Source organism: Helicobacter rappini (genome assembly GCF_900198625.1).
Lineage (GTDB): Bacteria > Campylobacterota > Campylobacteria > Campylobacterales > Helicobacteraceae > Helicobacter_A > Helicobacter_A rappini.
Genome location: NZ_FZPK01000019.1, coordinates 20,339 through 36,745, shown reverse-complemented (window position 1 = coordinate 36,745; position 16,407 = coordinate 20,339). Strand labels below are relative to the sequence as shown.

Here is a 16,407-nt window from a genome sequence, read left to right as displayed (position 1 = left end):
GTGTTGTGTATTTAATCTTTTATTAGGAATTTTATGACAAAGGAGTTTATAGGAATTCCATACTCTACCACAATCAATAAACTTTTATCCGTGAGAATATAGCCATAACAGTATGCTGTATCCTTAACTTTCTGATAAGTATTATATAGAGAAAGTAGCGTAATGGGGGCATAATTTTGGTGGAGTGTAGGGGGTTCGAACCCCTGACCTCAACGCTGCCAGCGTTGCGCTCTCCCAACTGAGCTAACACCCCAAATGAAGCCTCTAGACCTATCTATTAATATCTTAAAATGAATGGTATGTCATCTTTTTGATCAAATAAAGAACGAGATGTATATATCATTCTTTATTTCATTAAGAAACAAATATTTTTTGAATCTTAGAAGTTTCTTTTCAAAAGATTATCAACGCGTAATATTGTAGTTAATCTATCACCTTGCTTTGCAATGCCATATAATAAGTTTTCTTGCTCATTAAAAGTATCGGGTATAGGATCGATTTGATTCTCATCAATCCTTATAGCTTCTGTCAATTTATCGATAACAAAACCAGCGATTTCATCATTATGATTCACAACTAAATAGCGTGTATCCTTATCCTGTTTTGTTTGTGGGATACCAAACTTCATTCTAAGGTTAATGAGTGGATATACATTTCCACGCAGGTTAAATACACCCATTACATAATTTGGGGTACCCGGCACACGAGTGAAATCAATAGGTTTTATAATCTCTTTAACATTTAAAATAGGCACTGCAAACTCTTCAGTTCCCACCACAAAACCAATTAATTGCACGATATGTTCAGAATCACTATGCAACTCTTCTCCCACATTTTGCTTTTGCTGTTTTGCAAATACATCTTTTAATGCGTTATTATCCATTCTTATTCTCCATCTACTTGCAAGTTAATATTTCGTTTTACGACATTCAACAAATATTCAGGCGTATATGGCTTTGTAATATATTCTGTCATACCAGATTCTACACCACGCATTCTATCTGTTTTGCTTGTCCTGCTCGTTACTGCGATGAGTGGCAAGTTTTTAAAGCGATTGTATTTTCTTACTTCACTTGCAAAAGTGTAGCCATCCATTCTAGGCATTTCAATATCAACAAGCACAGCATCAAGGTCATGATCGCCACTTTTTACAATCTCAAGTCCCTCTAGTCCATTGCTTGCTTCAAGCACTGTAACACCTAAAGGTTTCAAGCATTTTTTCATAATCGTTCTATCTGTTGTGCTATCATCGATTGCTAATACAATGTAATCGCTTGGTGAATTTTTAGCTTTTGCCGCAGTGCTTTGAGAGATAAGATTATTCACGCTTACCTTAACATCTTTTGCCATATCCATCATTGCGGCAACATCAGCGATTAAGGTAATCTTACCATCTCCCCTAACAGTCGCTCCAGCAATACCCTCTGTGCCTTTGAGATAGTAGCCCAAACTTTTAATAACAACTTCTTCTTGCCCGATGAGATAATCTACAATTACACCGATTTTTTGCTCCGCTAAACCGATGATAACAACATAGACTTCATTAAGACTTTCTAAAACAGAATCTACCTTGAAAATATCTGCTAATCGCACAAGGCTTAATACCTCATCTCTTAGTCTCAATACGCTTTTACCATCAACGGTGTAAATCTCTTCTTGTGATACACGCACGGTTTCTAATACCGAGCTAAGTGGTATAGCATAGTATTCTTCTTGCACTCCAACAAGCAAGGCTTGCATAATAGCTAGTGTTAATGGAATCTTTAGCTTCTGTGTCGTGCCTACGCCTAATTCAGAATCTATTTCTATGATACCATTAAGCTTTTCAACATTTGTTTTCACAACATCCATGCCTACACCACGACCGCTTACATTCGTAATGCTTGCCGCAGTTGAGAAGCCCGGTCTAAAAATGATACCAAATGCTTCCTTTTCACTCATGTTTTCAGCATCTCGTTCATTAATAAGCCCTTTTTCAATAGCTTTCTTTTTCAGCATTTCAGCATCAAGCCCCTTACCATCATCTTTAATCTCAATGACGATATGATTTCCTTCATTATAAGCCTTAAGCTCGACTTTACCAACTTCACTTTTACCATTTGCTTTTCTCACATCTGGCACTTCGATACCATGGTCGCATGAGTTTCTAATAATGTGGATAAGCGGATCGCCAATCTCTTCTACAATGGATTTATCAAGCTCTGTTTCTTCACCACTAATGATTAGATCAATGTTTTTGCCAAGCTCCCTGCTTAGATCTCGCACCATTCTTGGGAATTTACTAAACACCTTACCAACAGGAAGCATTCTTGTTTTCATAACCGCAAGTTGTAAATCTGTCGTTACAGTGCTAATTGAACTTACGACTTGATTTAACTCTTCAAGGAATTTCTCCCCATCATATCGCTCTTCAACATCACCATAGATTCTAATGAGTCTGTTTTTACCTAAAACTAATTCCCCAATAAGATTCATAAGGTGATCAAGTCTTTTTACATCTACACGCACGGTTGGCTCTACTGCAACAGAAGGTGCTTTTTGCCCACCTGCTTCCGCTTTAGGTGCTGCCTTTGTGGCTGGGGCTGCAGCAGGTGCTGCCTTTTGTTCTGTGGCTTTTGCTTGTGCTTCTTCTTGCTTTTTCTCTTGCCTTCTCTTCTTATCTTCTTCTTGTCTTTTTGCAAGCAATCTTGCTATTTCTGCTTCTACTTCTTCTGGAGACATATTAGCATAATCTGGCTCTTCTTCAGAATCTGCTGACGCAGATTCTGCACTCTCTGTGCTACTAGATTCTGTATTAGCCTGTTGTGCTTCTTGTGTAGGTGCTGCCTCTGTAGCTGGAGATTCTGCGGTTGCTTCATCGATCGCTTCACCTTTTGAGATAGCTTGCAAACGCTTTACGCAATCGCTTACATCAATACCACTATTTGCATCAGTCCCATTATCACGGATAACGCTTAAAAGGGCTTTCATTAAATCAATAGATTCCAGAATCACATCCATTACATCAGGTGTGATTTTAAGCTCACCCCTACGAGCTTTGTTAAGCACATCTTCCATATTGTGTGTTAAATGTGTTAAAACATCAAAATTTAAGAATGAACTTGAACCTTTTATAGTGTGTGCTACCCTAAAAATCCTGTTTAATAAATCTAAATCTTCAGGGTTATTTTCTAATTCAACCAAATCTTGGTCAAGTTGCTCGACCATCTCAAAGGCTTCAATCAGAAAGTCCTCCATTATCTCTTGCATATCATCATTCATTTAACACCTCTAAATAACTATAAATTATGTATTGCATTATCCATGCTTTTTCATAACTGCCAATTATAACATAAAAAAAAATATTTTTGGTTTATTCCAAAATTTTTATAATTTCATCATAAAAAGTCTGTGCATCAAACTTTACTAAATAGGCATCCGCACCAATATCTCGCCCTTTTTGCTCACTAAATTTATCACAAATGGACGAGTTAAATATAAATGGTATAGATTGGAATCTTTCATCGCTTTTAATGATTTCTGCGAAATGGAAGCCATCCATTTTAGGCATTTCAATATCAGAGATAATAAAGCGTATAAATGAAGTGAGATTTCCATTTTTTTCCACATACAAGTCATTTAGCGTTTGCAATGCCATTTCGCCATCATGTGCTTCAATCACGGTAAAGCCCATTTTTTTGAGATTCTTTTTCAATAAAGAGCGAGCAATAGTGCTATCATCTACGATTAATACATGTCCGCTAAACTTCTTAGTTACTTCTTGCAACTCTTTTTTATCTTGTTTATCACTATAAAAATCGAGATCATCAACAATGCCCTCTAAATCAAGGATTAAAAGTGTTTTGCCATCTTCTATGCGTGTTGTGCCTGTGATTTTACCGCGTTCTAAATTATGGCTATTTGAGCTAAATTGTGCTGCTTGGACATTATCCCAGCCTATGCGTCTAATAAGCTTTGCTTCATGCACTAAAAAACCTATCTTTAAATTATTAAATTCAGTGATAATCACTCGTTTTTTATGCAAGGGCAAATCTGCCTCTCTATCCTTAATATTAAGCCATGTTGCTAAATCTACAAGGGGTATAATAATACCTCGTAAGTCAAATACACCGATGACATAATCTGGACTAGCTGGTAATTCAAAAGTTTCTGGCATTTGTATAATCTCTTGGACTTTTGCGACATTTATACCATAGATACCCTCATATACTTCGCCATTAGTTTGTTCATTGATTCTAAAATCTACCAATTCTATTTCATTGGAGGATATTTTTGTCTGATACGCTTTTTTCTGTTCCATACGCCACCTCTATAAACAAGCTGCCCTGTTTAAAACTAAGATAATCTTTGTGAAAATAACACGATTGCAATGCGTTATAAAAAACATTTTCTTCCTTTACATGTTGTCCTAAATGATAATGTCCCTCTATAATACAAAACTTTGTAATACCTGTGGCAAATCCATCATTAATTAGTTTCTGAATAACATGAGATTTATATTTTACAATCCTTTCAGACATAAAATGTAGAAAATCAGTGCGAAAAAATGAAAATTCTGCAATCAGTTTTTGATTTATACGAGCTGCAATTGCTTTGTAAATTATACCACAACTTAGTGTATCAAGTAACCGAAAAATAAATAAGACATAAGGTTTAGTAATAAACTTACGATAAGAATCATAATTTTTGTTAATCCATAAATCACCATGGGCTAATATATATATTGTCTCATTACTGCCTTTTATGATAAGCGGCTGCATACAATAGGCATAAATCCTTAGATTCTTAGCATTATAATCATAACCTCTCCATACAGAATCTAATCCAAAATCATGATTTCCCTCTATTATTATAATCTCATTGCTAAAAGTTAGCTTGGCAATCTTTTCTATAAGCCCCCTATTTGCAACGCAACTACTATGAACGCTGCCGATAAGAAAATGAAATATATCACCCATTAAAATAATCTGTCGTTGCGGGGGAAAATTATCAAAATATTCTAAAAGATTCACATCATTTTCTTTAAAGTGTGAATCTGCTATAAAAAAGGCATCTTCTCTAATTGTAAAATCATTAATAATTGTCATTTTTTTGCTTTTTAATGTGTTTAGTTTCTATAAAATGATAGCACAAAAATCCTGCGATATTTTTCTAAGATTCTATAAGAATGTAACTTTGTATCGCAACTTAACGCATATCGCTATAAATATACATGGAATCTTAGGTGAGTTTGACAGAAGTATGTTAGAATGAAGCGTTTTTTATCTTTTTATTAGGAGAATATCATGCAAATTTCTATTAATGGCGAACATCAAAATATAGCGGATAACATCACAATCACACAGCTTTTAGAGCAATTAGAAGTAGAAGATAAAATCGTAGCAATTTCTCTAAATGCAAATGTAATAAAAAAAGACACATGGACACAAGTGCATTTGAAAGAACATGATAAGCTAGAGCTTTTACAATTTATGAGTGGTGGTTGATTAGATTTTCAATATGGCTTTTAGGCTAGAATCTTAAGTAGTTCGTTCGAAATCCTAGCTTAGATTCTATAATCATAAGATGGTAGATGGTGATAATTTTGATACGAAAAAATCACAAGGAGAAGTCAATAATCTTAGCACATACTCAAATGCACTTGCTAATAAATTGCCATATCCTTGGCAGTCTGAGATTAAGGTCTGTATGTTTAATCAGCACGACAAAACAAAAATTGTAAGTGGCTTTAAGGCTATATTTCAGAAAAAGAAGCAATGAGTGGAGATGAATTTTGCAATATTTTAGGAATTGATAAAGCAAGGATTGATAGGCAAAGACACGAAGCGTGTAATAGCAATTTTGAATTTGTAATAGATGAATTATTAAAAATAGAAAGTGTTCATAATAAAATCAAGCAAAAATTACAACAACAATGAAGGTGTAATTATGGAATCTAAAACAAAATATCCGCTGAATACTAGACTTAATATTGATGGCTTAGAGCTTATGGGAAGTTTAGAATCTTGCAGTGTTGATTTGTGTTTTTTTGATCCGCAGTATCGTGGGGTGCTTGATAAAATGCGTTATGGTAACGAAGGGAAGCGACAAAAGGGCAGAAGCACACTTGTGCAGATGAGTGAAGAACAGATTCAAAGCTTTATATGCGAGATTGATAGAGTGCTAAAGCCTAGCTGTTATTTGATGCTGTGGATTGATAAGTTTCATCTATGCGAGGGGGTAAAAGCGTGGGTGGAACAAACAAGTTTGCAGGTGGTAGATCTCATCACTTGGGATAAGCTCAAAATGGGTATGGGCTATCGCACAAGGCGACAGAGCGAGTATCTGCTTGTTTTGCAAAAAGCACCAGTTAGGGCTAAAAATACTTGGCGATTGCATAATATCCGCGATGTGTGGAGTGAGAAGATTCCAAATGATGAGCTAAAAATCCATCCGCATTCAAAACCCAAAGGATTGCAAAAGGCTTTAATAGAATCTTGCACAAATAAGGGCGATTTGGTGCTTGATCCAGCAAGTGGGAGCTTTAGCGTGTTTGAGTGTGCTAGGGAATTAGGGCGAGAGTTTATCGGCACAAATCTTAGCGCATTGCTATAAATTCATTATATTCATTAATTTGAAGCAACGCACAAATAAGATTCTAACGACTAATTCACCAAAAAAACTTAATATTGCTTTGTGATTTGTTGTTGTAATCCAAAATATAGATTTATGAGAGCTTCTAAGTATTTTATATATTGCTATTTGTGGGATTAAAAGCTATATAACCGCTAGACCAACATATAAAATCATTACTCGTATTTATTGTGCTGGTAGCAAAAAAAATGTGTTATCTGTATTTTATAGTTTTAAAAAAAGTGTAAATGAACGATTATGTTATGGATTTTTTATAAAGGATATGTATGAAAAAGCATCTATTGAGTGTTGTTGTTGCAAGTTGTATTTGTGTCAATATGTCATTTGCTGATAGTAAAGGGAATGGCTTTTTTCTTGGTGTTGATTTTGGTGGTTCTGTTGGAGCACTTACAAATACAGGATTAACAATTAGTGGTAACGCTGGGCAAGGCGGTGTCCCAGCTAAAGAGACAATGCAAGTTAATGCGGGTTTTGGTCTCAATCTGCGTATAGGTGGACAGAGATATTTTGATAGAGAAAATGGCATGAGATATTACCTTAGCATTGGTGGTGTTTTTGGTGCGCCAAGTTATGCTTTTGGTGATTTAAAAGTGTCTGGTATTACCATGATTGGTGATATAAATATGGATTTTTTACATGATTTCACTAGCACAGAATCTCAAAGAGTTGGTATATATGTCGGCATGGGGGCTGGATATATGACTACGCTATATCCGGGCGGTAGCGCACTTACGATTCAAAACATGGATATTCCAAGTTTTAGTGGTGTTACTATAGGGCTAAACTTTGGAGTTAGAACACTTGTGGCAAGACATCATCAATTTGAGTTTTCAACAAAAAGTGTCGTTACACACTCAAAAGCGACAGAAAATATCATAGGATTTCAAGTATTCTTAGGTGCGAACTATTCTTATTTATTCTAATAGGATTTTACAATTCTCACGCTTATGTAATGTCTCTTTAGATAAGCGTGAATGGGTATTAGAAAGCCAAACAATTACTCGTTAATTCCTAGCACAACTTCTAGTTTCTCTTTTAAAACCTGTGGTGTAAAAGGCTTGACAATATAGTTATTAACTCCTGCTTTTAACGCAGTTATAACCTCTGATTTTCCACCTTCAGTTGTTACCATAATAATTGGAATATCTTTATACTTTTCTTCTGCACGCACTTTTTTTACAAGCTCTAAGCCATTCATCTCTGGCATATTCCAGTCTGTAATCAAGACATTAATACCCTCAATAGTACTCATCTGATTCCAAGCTTCAACTCCATGCTCAGCCTCTAAAATATCTTCATAACCAAGTCTTTGAAGAGTGTTTTTAATAATCCGTCTCATCGTAGAACTATCATCAACTACAAGCAATTTCAATGTTTGCTCCTTATAAATTAATTAAATCTTCATCGGTGTATTATAACATACTTTTAATAACCAAGATTAAAATTTTACATTTTTAAAATCAAGCTTACCTTCATAAAATGCCTTTCCTATGATTACACCACCAACTTTTGGGTAATTATGCAACATATCTAAATCTTTCTGTCCAGAAAAACCACCACTTGCGATGGTAAAAATGCCACTAATTTCCGCAATCTCTTCAGTTAAAGCAAAATTAATACCAGAAAGCATACCATCTTGTTGAATGTCCGTGCAAACTATTGCCTGCACACTACTGCATTTTAGTTTCTCGGCAAAATCAATTGCTTTTATTTCACTCACATTTACCCAACCATGAGTAGCAATATTGCCATCTTTAGAATCTATGCTTAAAGCGATTGGATATTTTTCCGCCATTGAGATAGTCCAATCTAGATTTTGCAGGGCGATAGAGCCTAAAATCGTGCGACATACACCAGCATTTAGGTAATTTTTTATAGTGTCTTCAGTGCGGATTCCACCGCCAACTTGTATTTGCAGGTTAGTTTCAGTTGCAATATTTTCTATGACACTAAGATTTTTTGGACTTCCCTCAAACGCACCATCTAAATCCACTATATGAAGCCATTTTGCACCGCAATCTTCAAAATATTTCGCAAAATCAAGGGCATCACCATACTCTTTAGCACTTTTTTTCTCACCCTTTGTTAAACGCACAGCCTTTCCGTTTAACAGATCTATTGCAGGGAATAAAATTGCCATGATTTTTATCCTAGATTCTAATCATTTAAATTATCCAACACTGATTGCTTCAGCATCTTATAGCGAGACATTACATTTCCATCGAGATTACCAAGATTTGATGAGATAACAACGCCACCGCGAGAAATGGCATTATCCGCTTCAATCTGTATTTTTTCTTTATCCTTTAGATTTTCCTTCAAATATACATAATCAATAGGATTGACCTTAATACCAATTTGTGTTGCTTCCATAATATTTGATAGTAAAGATCTTGTAAGTTCCAAAGCAACCCGCTGTGAATTTTCCTCAATTTCTTTTACTATAACTTCTTTTGCCATATCAATAGCAATAGAACTTAACTCTTTTTCAAGGGCTTCAAGATGGATTTGTGATTGTTTTAGTGTATTTTCTAAAGTGATCAATGATTGCACTATCTTTTCACGCTCTGCTTGTATCTCTGCTTCCATTGCTTGTTTTGCTTCATTTTTTCCCTCTTCAAATCCCCTTTTATATGACTCATCGCTTGTTTTTTCAAGTGTTTCTTGCATGCTTACTTGATTTTTTTCAAACTGCATTTCAAGCTTTGCAAGATTCCCGGATAACTCATCACTTTTATGCAATAGCTTTTCGATTAATTCCTTTTCTAAAGAGTTCATAGTTGGCGGACGATATGCATTCACTTGCTCTACATTTTGCTCATCGGTTGTATTTTCAGTGGAATCTGTATTTGTCTGAATCTCTAAAGGCACAATAGCTTTAAACTCATATTTATTGATTGAGTGATCACCTTTTTGTTCATCTTGTATGAGATTGTGATTACGAGATAACATCGTCTTGTTCTCCTAATTGTATTAAGCCTTGTTCTGATAGATTTTGAACTATCTCAATAATCTTTCTTTGTGCCGCTTCTATATCACGCACTTTAACCGCACCTAAAAACTGAATCTCTTCAGCAAACTGCTCACTTGCTCTCGAACTCATATTACTCATAAACTTCTGCTTCAATTCATCGGCACTTGATTTCAATGCCAATGCTAAATCCTTCTTATCTGCAACTTTTAGAATCTCAATGATAGCGGACTTATCAAGCTTAATCATATCTTCAAAAGTAAACATCATTTCTTTAATCTCATTGGCAAGCTGCTCGTCTCTTTGCTCTATCTGTGCCAATGTAGCTTTTGCGGTTTTTTGTCCCATGCGGTTAAACATTTCAGCAACAGCACGAGGACCACCAACTTCGACTTTATAGCTTGTAAGAGATTCTACTTGTTGCTCTAGCACTGCTGAAACTCTTTTTACAACAGAAGGTGAAATATCCCCTAAGTTTGCCATACGGATAGAAATTTCCGCACGCAGCTCATCTGTAAAAAAGCCCAAAGTTTCTGCTGCACCACCAGAATCCATATGTGCTAGAATTAGGGCTATTGTCTGCGGGTGCTCATTTACAATAAAGTCTGCAAGTTGTTGCGGCTTTACCTTATCCAAATAACCAAAATTCTTGGTAGATTGCATAGTTTTTGCAAGTTTATCAAGCACTCTCTTTGCAATATCTGGTCCAAGTGTTTTAATAAGCAATTCTCTTGCATAATCAACACCGCCAGAATTAATATATTGATTAGACTGCAATATAGTGTAAAACTCTTCCAATACAGCAGCACCCACAGCCTTGTCTGTGCCACCTAATTGCATAATATGCTTACTGATTTCAGTAATAGATTCTATATCCAAATGATGGAATACTTCGCTTGTGATTTCTTCACCAACTTGAATGAGTAGAATTGCTACTTTTTCAGACATAGAGAGTTCATCATATTGAGCTCGTTGCTTTGGAGTTAAGGTCATTGCCATTTTTGCCCCTTATTTCATTTCGATTTCATCGCGTATGAGTGCTTGAAATAAACCTGCTATCTCATCTGGTTTCGTTCTCACTGCTTCTTTGATTTTTTCTAACAACACATCATATTTTACAGCATCTTCGTTGAATCCACCGCCAATGCCAAGCTGCTCTTCCACTCTTTTACGCATTTCATTCGCTCTGTTTAGTGTATCATCATCATCATCAAAGTCAAATAGCGGTTGTTTCTCTGTCTCCTCTTCTTCATGCACTTCAAGCATACGCTCCGCAAATGGTGCAATAACCTTTTTATAGAAGAAGAATAGCACGATAACAACAAGCACATATCGTAGTAACGGCATAAATGGACCGAGATATTTTTCAACCGCTTGGGCTACTTTTTCAAAGTTTGTTAATGGTGGTGTGCCAGAACCAATAGCATTAAGCTGCCCAGCAATAACGCTTACAATATCATTACGACTTTCATCATAACCTGAACTTGCTTCGACAATTTTTTTAATCTCTGCAAGCTCTTCTGGGCTTCTTGGGGTATATTTCATTGTAATAAAGCCCGTTTCTTCATTTGTCTCTTCAGTATAAGTCCCATCAATCACAACACCAACAGTCATGCGTTTAAGTTGGGGGGTTTGCAATCGCATAGTCGTTGTCTTTTTATCGGGCATATAGTTTTTAACAAACTGACTTTCTCTATACTCTTCTCTATTATTGGAATCTAAGTCTTTAACTTCAGCAATGTTATTAATAACACCCGGGACGCCACCCGGATCTTTTGGTGCAAGTCCCTTTCTCTCTATCTCTTTACCCGACTCACTTGCAACAGCAGATTCTTTGCTATATATTTCTTCCGTACTTTCTTGCTTACCAAAATCATAATCTAGATTCACACTCACAGTCATTCTGTCTGTGCCACCAGCAAGCCTGCTTAATGATTGTCTAATCTTATTTGCAATCTCTTGTTCTGCCTGCACCTTATAAGCAAAGTTTTTAAACGCTTGTTCGTTTTCAATGGTTGCTTCATCGCGTTTATTTAGTGGATTACCATATTGATCCACCATGATAACATTTTCTGGTTTAAGTCCATTGAATGAATTTGCAATAAGGTTTTGAATACCAAAGATTTGATTCTGTGTGAGTGTCATGCCATCTCTAAGCGTTAATGCTACACTTGCACTAGGCACAGCACGAGTTTTTACAAATACATCATCTTTTGGTTCTGCAATCTCAACTCTTGCATCTTGTATGGGGGCTAATGCCATTAATGTCTTTTCTAATTGTCCCTTAATTGCACGCAGTTTTTTAACATCAAATTCACTTTGTGTTGCACCAAAGCTATTTTCATTAAAAATATCATAATCAACCCTGCCTTTTATAATGCCCTGTGCAGCAAGCTCATTACGCAAAACAAAGACTTGGTCTTGTGGCACTGCAATAGTGTTGTCATTAATCATTTTATAGGGGATATTTTGCTGCTTAAGATAGCTTATCGCAGACCCTGCATCTGCTGGATTCTCAGCTGAAAAGAGAATCCCAAAACCATCGACGCTATCCCCTTTCTTTGAACCTAGAGAGGATACAATGAGATATGATAAAAAAGCAACAAAAACAACAACAGTTACAAGAATAACAATTTGTTGTTTTCGATTTAATTTTTTAATTAAATTTTGTAACTGCGTAAATATCGCTTTAAAATCCAAAACTCACCTTCCTTAAAATATTTATAAATCTTGTAGTATATCTGTTAATTTTTGTATGACAATGTCATTTTGCTGTGAGATTCCAATCGTAATCCGCACGGCATTAAGTCCGTAACTTGCCAAATCTCGCACAACAATTCCTTGCCGTAATAATAAATTGCTTATTTTAGTAGAATTTAACTTATTATGCAATATAAAAGTAACAAAATTTGCATAAGATTCCAAAATATCAATCTCATATTGCTTTGCAAATTGCTTGTATTTCTCCATTTCACTAAAATTATTCTTAACAGAATCTTGCAAAAACTCTTCATCAAAAAGACTAGCACTAGCGGCTTTAAGACTTAAAGTCGTGATATTAAAAGGTGGTCTTATCTTATTTAATGTGTCAATTATAGTCTTATTTGCGATACCATATCCAACACGCATACCACCTAGTCCATATATTTTAGAAAAAGTCCCCAGATAAATTACATTTGGAAAATCTATAATATCCTTAGGACTAATCGCATAATTAGAATCTTTATACGCACAATACTCCATATATGCACAATCTAGGACTACAAGACTCTCTCTATCAATTTTTTTTAAAAAATCAATCACTTGAGATTTAGGCAACGCTTCTCCAAGCGGATTATTTGGCGTACATAGAAAGATTATGCTAGGCTTATGTGCTTCATAATATTGCAACATAGAATCTAGATTATGAAAAAAATCAGGTGTGCGTAAAATAGTAGCATTGCAATGCTTTGCATAGATAGCATACATTGCAAAAGTCGTTTTTGCCATAAGCACCTTAGTATTTTTATCACAAATTGCATGTATGCAAAACTCAATTATTTGGTCGCTACCACTACCAATAATGATTTGATTGCTTTCTATATCATATTTTTTTGCTAGAGATTCTTTAAGCTCATAGTAAGAATCATCGGGATATATATATGCATTACACGCATTCTCAAGGATTGCTTCCTTTGCAAGCGGCGATGTGCCTAGCGGATTTTCATTGCTACCAAGCTTAATAATATTTTGTGGCTCAATATTGTAATCACGCATAACAAGCTCTAGTGGTTTTCCAACTTCATAAGTAGGCAAAACAGAGATATGCTGGTGAAATTTCATAATATTTCCTTATAAATCGCTCTGGCATCATCACTAACAAGGTCTCATTGCTTATTGTAACCTTAAAAACGAAATTGTAGCATAAAGATTGCGAATTTATATTTTTATGTTACTATTTTACAGAGTTTTTACTTTGAAAATAGACATTATTGTGGTGGTGATTATGACTTTGCTTGATATGCAACATAATGAAACATATAGGATAAAATCTGTATGTAATATGCAGAATCTACTCGCACAAAGACTGCATTCTCTAGGTATTTATGAAGGGGCTTCTGTGCGACTTGGATATGTCTCAATGTGGCAACACACTTATAGTGTATATGTGAATGGCACACAAGTGGCACTGCGAAAGAGTGAAGCGGAATTAATTGAAATTGAAAAAATATAAAATTATTTAATTCATATTGAATACCATATAAAATGAAACTAGAATCACTTATCAAATACTCTATCAAAATAACTTTCTGGAGCATTATTATGATACAACCAAGACCTGTATTTTATGTATGTAAAAAATGCGGACATGTGAAATACCATCAAGCAAAAAGTGATTGTTTTGGTGCTGAAGATATTGCGGCTATAATTTGTCCCAAATGTAACGCATTAATGAAAACTCATAGCAATATGTTAAGTGCGGGATTAGATTCTATATTTACAATTACGAAGAAAGTTTTTGATAAATAAGCTGTATTTAGAACCGCAACTTAAGGTTAGTGATGCCTAAAAAATCTCTTTTATATTCTTATCTGTTTAAAGGGTTTGTAAAATTTCTCAAAGTGAATTTAATATTGCTTTCTAAAAGCAAGCATGTATGTTAAACCCCAATATGACATATTAGAAAGCTCATTTATTCCACACTTAAGCAAAAATAGATAGAGTAAATAAGCAAAGATTCTAAATCTTCTCTTTTTTAATAAGATTGAAACATACATTTATCAGCAAGATAAATACAAATAACACGACAGCATTTGCGATTAATACTTCTCTATGTAAGCCTTCTGCATAGCTCATCTCAAGCACGATATTTGTCGTTAATGTCCTTACACCATCAAGCACACTACTTGGAAGCTGCACCTGATTCCCAGCAACCATAATAACAGCCATAGCCTCGCCAATAGCCCTACCAACGCCAAGTATAACTGATGCTAGAATGCCTGATTTAGCCGCAGGTAAAACCGCAAAAAACACACTTCTTTCACTACTAGCTCCAAGCGCTAACGCCCCTTCATAATAGCTTGTTGGCACAGAATCTATCGCAGCCTTTGATACAAGAATGATCGTAGGCAATATCATAATGGTAAGAATGAAAGACGCCGCCAATACACTTTTGCCCGGTATGCCATCAAATATACCAGCAAGTAGCGGCACAATAATCACTAAACCAAAGAATCCATACACAACAGATGGGATAGCCCCAAGCAACTCAACCGCCATGATGAGATACTTTTTTGGACCTTTTGGACAAAACTGCGATAAATAAACCGCACTAAAAATCCCAAGCGGAACGCCAAAAAGGATAGCAAGAGCGGTTACACACAGACTGCCTATAATCATGGGGAAAATTCCAAAAAATTCCTGTTCTGGATACCAATCTAGCCCGAATATAAAGTCCATAAAGCCAATCTGCTTCATCGTAGGGATTGCATTTGCAAATAAGAAAAAGCAAATCGCACAAACTGCAAAAATAGATCCCATCGCACAAAGTGCAAATAAAGTGTGAAAAAATCTTTCTTTAAGCATTTATTTCCTTTAGAATCTTTATAATAAAGCTTAGTGTTGTGTTTAGATTCTTAAAACAAAACTTTGTTGCAATAAGTGTTGTTTTAAGAATCTTTACTCTTTGTGATGAATTCTTTGCCTACTTAACTTAAGGATAAATTCTTGTCATATTGAGTCATAGCTGAAATATCTCTTTTAAATTATACAATGTGAAACATTTCACTACATTCAACATGACAATTTGTTTTAGATTACAGATTCTAATCCCTTATTGGTGGTTGCATGGCGTAGAGATAAAATAGTAAAAATCTAAATCTTTTTTGCTATTGTGAATGTTGATCAAAATCTCTCTTAGAATCTAAGCTAGATTCTAAAGCAACCCAAATCCTACACCACAACTCATGAGATTAATCTCATTATTTCACTTGATCCCAAGTCGTCATTTCACCTGTGAAAATCTTATACACGCTATCTTTTGTGATATTTGTGATAGGATTTGCCTTATTTACAATAATAGCTAAACCATCAATCGCTAATACACGCACACTAATGCCCTTTTTTAACTCCGCTTCTTTTACCTCACGAGATACCATACCTATATCTGCGATACCCTCTACCACAACATTTACACCTGTTGTAGAATCTGATTGCTGAATCTCAATCACTACATTTGGATTGACACTTTTATAAGATTCTACAAGCTTTTCCATAAGTGGTGTGATAGAGCTAGAACCAGCTATTACAAGCTTTCCTTTAGGTTTTTTACTCACAAATTTTTTAGTTTTTGTCGCAATGTAGCCAGACTTTTCAATGATTGCTTTCGCATTAATGCTATATGCTAAAAAGTCTTCAATGAGTGGATTGCTTTTCTTGATTACCACATTAAATGGACGAGAGATTTTATAACTCTTATTATTAATGTTTTCAACACTTGGCATAACACCTTCAACACTTATTGCCTTCACAGTGTCATTCAGTGAGCCAAGCGATATGTAACCAATAGCATTTTTAGAGTTTGCCACCGTTGTCATCATGACACCCGTTGAGTTTGTAACCTCTGCTTTCGTTGTGGTAGCATCGATTTTCTTACCTTTTAATTCTTTTTGAATCCCAAAGATTTCAGTAAAAGCACCACGAGTTCCAGATCCCATTTCCCTTGAAATAGGGTAAATATTCTCTGCTGCCATAGCTATATTTGCACCAAGAGTTAAGCCTGCCACAAGCCCTAATATACACTTTTTCATCATAAAAAATCCTTT

The 16,407-nt window shown here is 35.3% G+C and carries 19 protein-coding genes and 1 tRNA gene; 7 read left to right on the top strand and 13 right to left on the bottom strand.

All coding sequences use genetic code 11. The features are described 5' to 3' along the window. Positions 1 to 177: 177 nt before the first annotated feature. The 5 genes from C6H17_RS05245 to C6H17_RS05225 form a co-directional block, all read right to left on the bottom strand. Positions 178 to 253 (bottom strand) — tRNA-Ala (locus C6H17_RS05245). Positions 254 to 379: 126 nt separating this feature from the next. After that, positions 380 to 883 (bottom strand): chemotaxis protein CheW, encoded by a 504-nt coding sequence (locus C6H17_RS05240; RefSeq protein ID WP_005218356.1) that lies wholly within the window; start codon positions 881 to 883, stop codon positions 380 to 382. Positions 884 to 885: 2 nt separating this feature from the next. Further along, the gene (locus C6H17_RS05235; protein ID WP_005218355.1) at positions 886 to 3,261 is read right to left on the bottom strand and encodes a hybrid sensor histidine kinase/response regulator; all 2,376 of its coding nucleotides are present in this window, start codon (positions 3,259 to 3,261) and stop codon (positions 886 to 888) included. Between the two features lie 91 nt (positions 3,262 to 3,352). Then, the gene (locus C6H17_RS05230; protein WP_005218354.1) at positions 3,353 to 4,300 is read right to left on the bottom strand and encodes a chemotaxis protein CheV; all 948 of its coding nucleotides are present in this window, start codon (positions 4,298 to 4,300) and stop codon (positions 3,353 to 3,355) included. Continuing rightward, entirely contained in the window at positions 4,257 to 5,087 is an 831-nt protein-coding gene (locus C6H17_RS05225) for a metallophosphoesterase (protein WP_005218353.1), read from the bottom strand. Before C6H17_RS05225 ends, C6H17_RS05230 begins: the two co-directional genes overlap by 44 nt. A 16-nt stretch (positions 5,088 to 5,103) precedes the next feature. Between C6H17_RS05225 and C6H17_RS12150 the strand changes: the two genes are divergently transcribed. The 5 genes from C6H17_RS12150 to C6H17_RS05205 all read left to right on the top strand — a co-directional run bounded on the left by C6H17_RS12150 (position 5,104) and on the right by C6H17_RS05205 (position 7,556). Beyond that, the gene (locus C6H17_RS12150) at positions 5,104 to 5,253 is read left to right on the top strand and encodes a hypothetical protein (RefSeq protein ID WP_155243512.1); all 150 of its coding nucleotides are present in this window, start codon (positions 5,104 to 5,106) and stop codon (positions 5,251 to 5,253) included. A 32-nt stretch (positions 5,254 to 5,285) separates the two neighbouring features. Next, positions 5,286 to 5,486, top strand: a complete 201-nt coding sequence (gene thiS, locus C6H17_RS05220; protein WP_005218352.1) for a sulfur carrier protein ThiS — start codon at positions 5,286 to 5,288, stop codon at positions 5,484 to 5,486. Positions 5,487 to 5,756: 270 nt separating this feature from the next. Next, positions 5,757 to 5,918 (top strand): hypothetical protein, encoded by a 162-nt coding sequence (locus C6H17_RS12145; protein WP_005218350.1) that lies wholly within the window; start codon positions 5,757 to 5,759, stop codon positions 5,916 to 5,918. 10 nt (positions 5,919 to 5,928) lie between these two features. Further along, positions 5,929 to 6,594, top strand: coding sequence for a DNA-methyltransferase (locus C6H17_RS05210; RefSeq protein ID WP_005218349.1), 666 nt, complete (start codon positions 5,929 to 5,931; stop codon positions 6,592 to 6,594). A gap of 305 nt (positions 6,595 to 6,899) precedes the next feature. After that, entirely contained in the window at positions 6,900 to 7,556 is a 657-nt protein-coding gene (locus tag C6H17_RS05205) for an outer membrane beta-barrel protein (protein ID WP_005218348.1), read from the top strand. Positions 7,557 to 7,630: 74 nt separating this feature from the next. Here the strand turns inward: C6H17_RS05205 and C6H17_RS05200 are convergent, their stop codons facing one another. The 6 genes from C6H17_RS05200 to hisC all read right to left on the bottom strand — a co-directional run bounded on the left by C6H17_RS05200 (position 7,631) and on the right by hisC (position 13,426). Beyond that, complete coding sequence (locus C6H17_RS05200; RefSeq protein ID WP_004088980.1) at positions 7,631 to 8,005, bottom strand: chemotaxis response regulator CheY; 375 nt, start codon at positions 8,003 to 8,005, stop codon at positions 7,631 to 7,633. Positions 8,006 to 8,071: 66 nt separating this feature from the next. Then, positions 8,072 to 8,773, bottom strand: coding sequence for a 1-(5-phosphoribosyl)-5-[(5-phosphoribosylamino)methylideneamino]imidazole-4-carboxamide isomerase (gene hisA / locus C6H17_RS05195; RefSeq protein WP_005218345.1), 702 nt, complete (start codon positions 8,771 to 8,773; stop codon positions 8,072 to 8,074). Positions 8,774 to 8,790: 17 nt separating this feature from the next. After that, positions 8,791 to 9,585: a flagellar assembly protein FliH gene (gene fliH / locus C6H17_RS05190; RefSeq protein ID WP_004088976.1), complete on the bottom strand. Its 795-nt coding sequence runs from the start codon at positions 9,583 to 9,585 to the stop codon at positions 8,791 to 8,793. After that, positions 9,572 to 10,603, bottom strand: a complete 1,032-nt coding sequence (gene fliG, locus C6H17_RS05185; RefSeq protein WP_004088974.1) for a flagellar motor switch protein FliG — start codon at positions 10,601 to 10,603, stop codon at positions 9,572 to 9,574. Before fliG ends, fliH begins: the two co-directional genes overlap by 14 nt. A gap of 9 nt (positions 10,604 to 10,612) precedes the next feature. Continuing rightward, positions 10,613 to 12,304: a flagellar basal-body MS-ring/collar protein FliF gene (gene fliF, locus C6H17_RS05180; protein WP_005218340.1), complete on the bottom strand. Its 1,692-nt coding sequence runs from the start codon at positions 12,302 to 12,304 to the stop codon at positions 10,613 to 10,615. Between the two features lie 21 nt (positions 12,305 to 12,325). Then, positions 12,326 to 13,426, bottom strand: a complete 1,101-nt coding sequence (hisC, locus tag C6H17_RS05175) for a histidinol-phosphate transaminase (protein WP_005218339.1) — start codon at positions 13,424 to 13,426, stop codon at positions 12,326 to 12,328. A gap of 88 nt (positions 13,427 to 13,514) precedes the next feature. On the opposite strand from hisC, the gene C6H17_RS05170 reads away from it, so the two are divergent. Continuing rightward, on the top strand, positions 13,515 to 13,817 hold the full coding sequence (locus C6H17_RS05170; RefSeq protein WP_138160868.1) for a FeoA family protein: 303 nt from the start codon (positions 13,515 to 13,517) through the stop codon (positions 13,815 to 13,817). 89 nt (positions 13,818 to 13,906) lie between these two features. Then, complete coding sequence (locus C6H17_RS05165) at positions 13,907 to 14,113, top strand: hypothetical protein (RefSeq protein WP_020995880.1); 207 nt, start codon at positions 13,907 to 13,909, stop codon at positions 14,111 to 14,113. Positions 14,114 to 14,323: 210 nt separating this feature from the next. Here the strand turns inward: C6H17_RS05165 and pstC are convergent, their stop codons facing one another. Then, a complete protein-coding gene (pstC, locus tag C6H17_RS05160; RefSeq protein ID WP_005218333.1) occupies positions 14,324 to 15,169 on the bottom strand; it encodes a phosphate ABC transporter permease subunit PstC in 846 nt (281 codons plus the stop codon). Positions 15,170 to 15,564: 395 nt separating this feature from the next. Beyond that, a complete protein-coding gene (locus tag C6H17_RS05155; protein WP_040463431.1) occupies positions 15,565 to 16,392 on the bottom strand; it encodes a substrate-binding domain-containing protein in 828 nt (275 codons plus the stop codon). Positions 16,393 to 16,407: the final 15 nt, after the last annotated feature.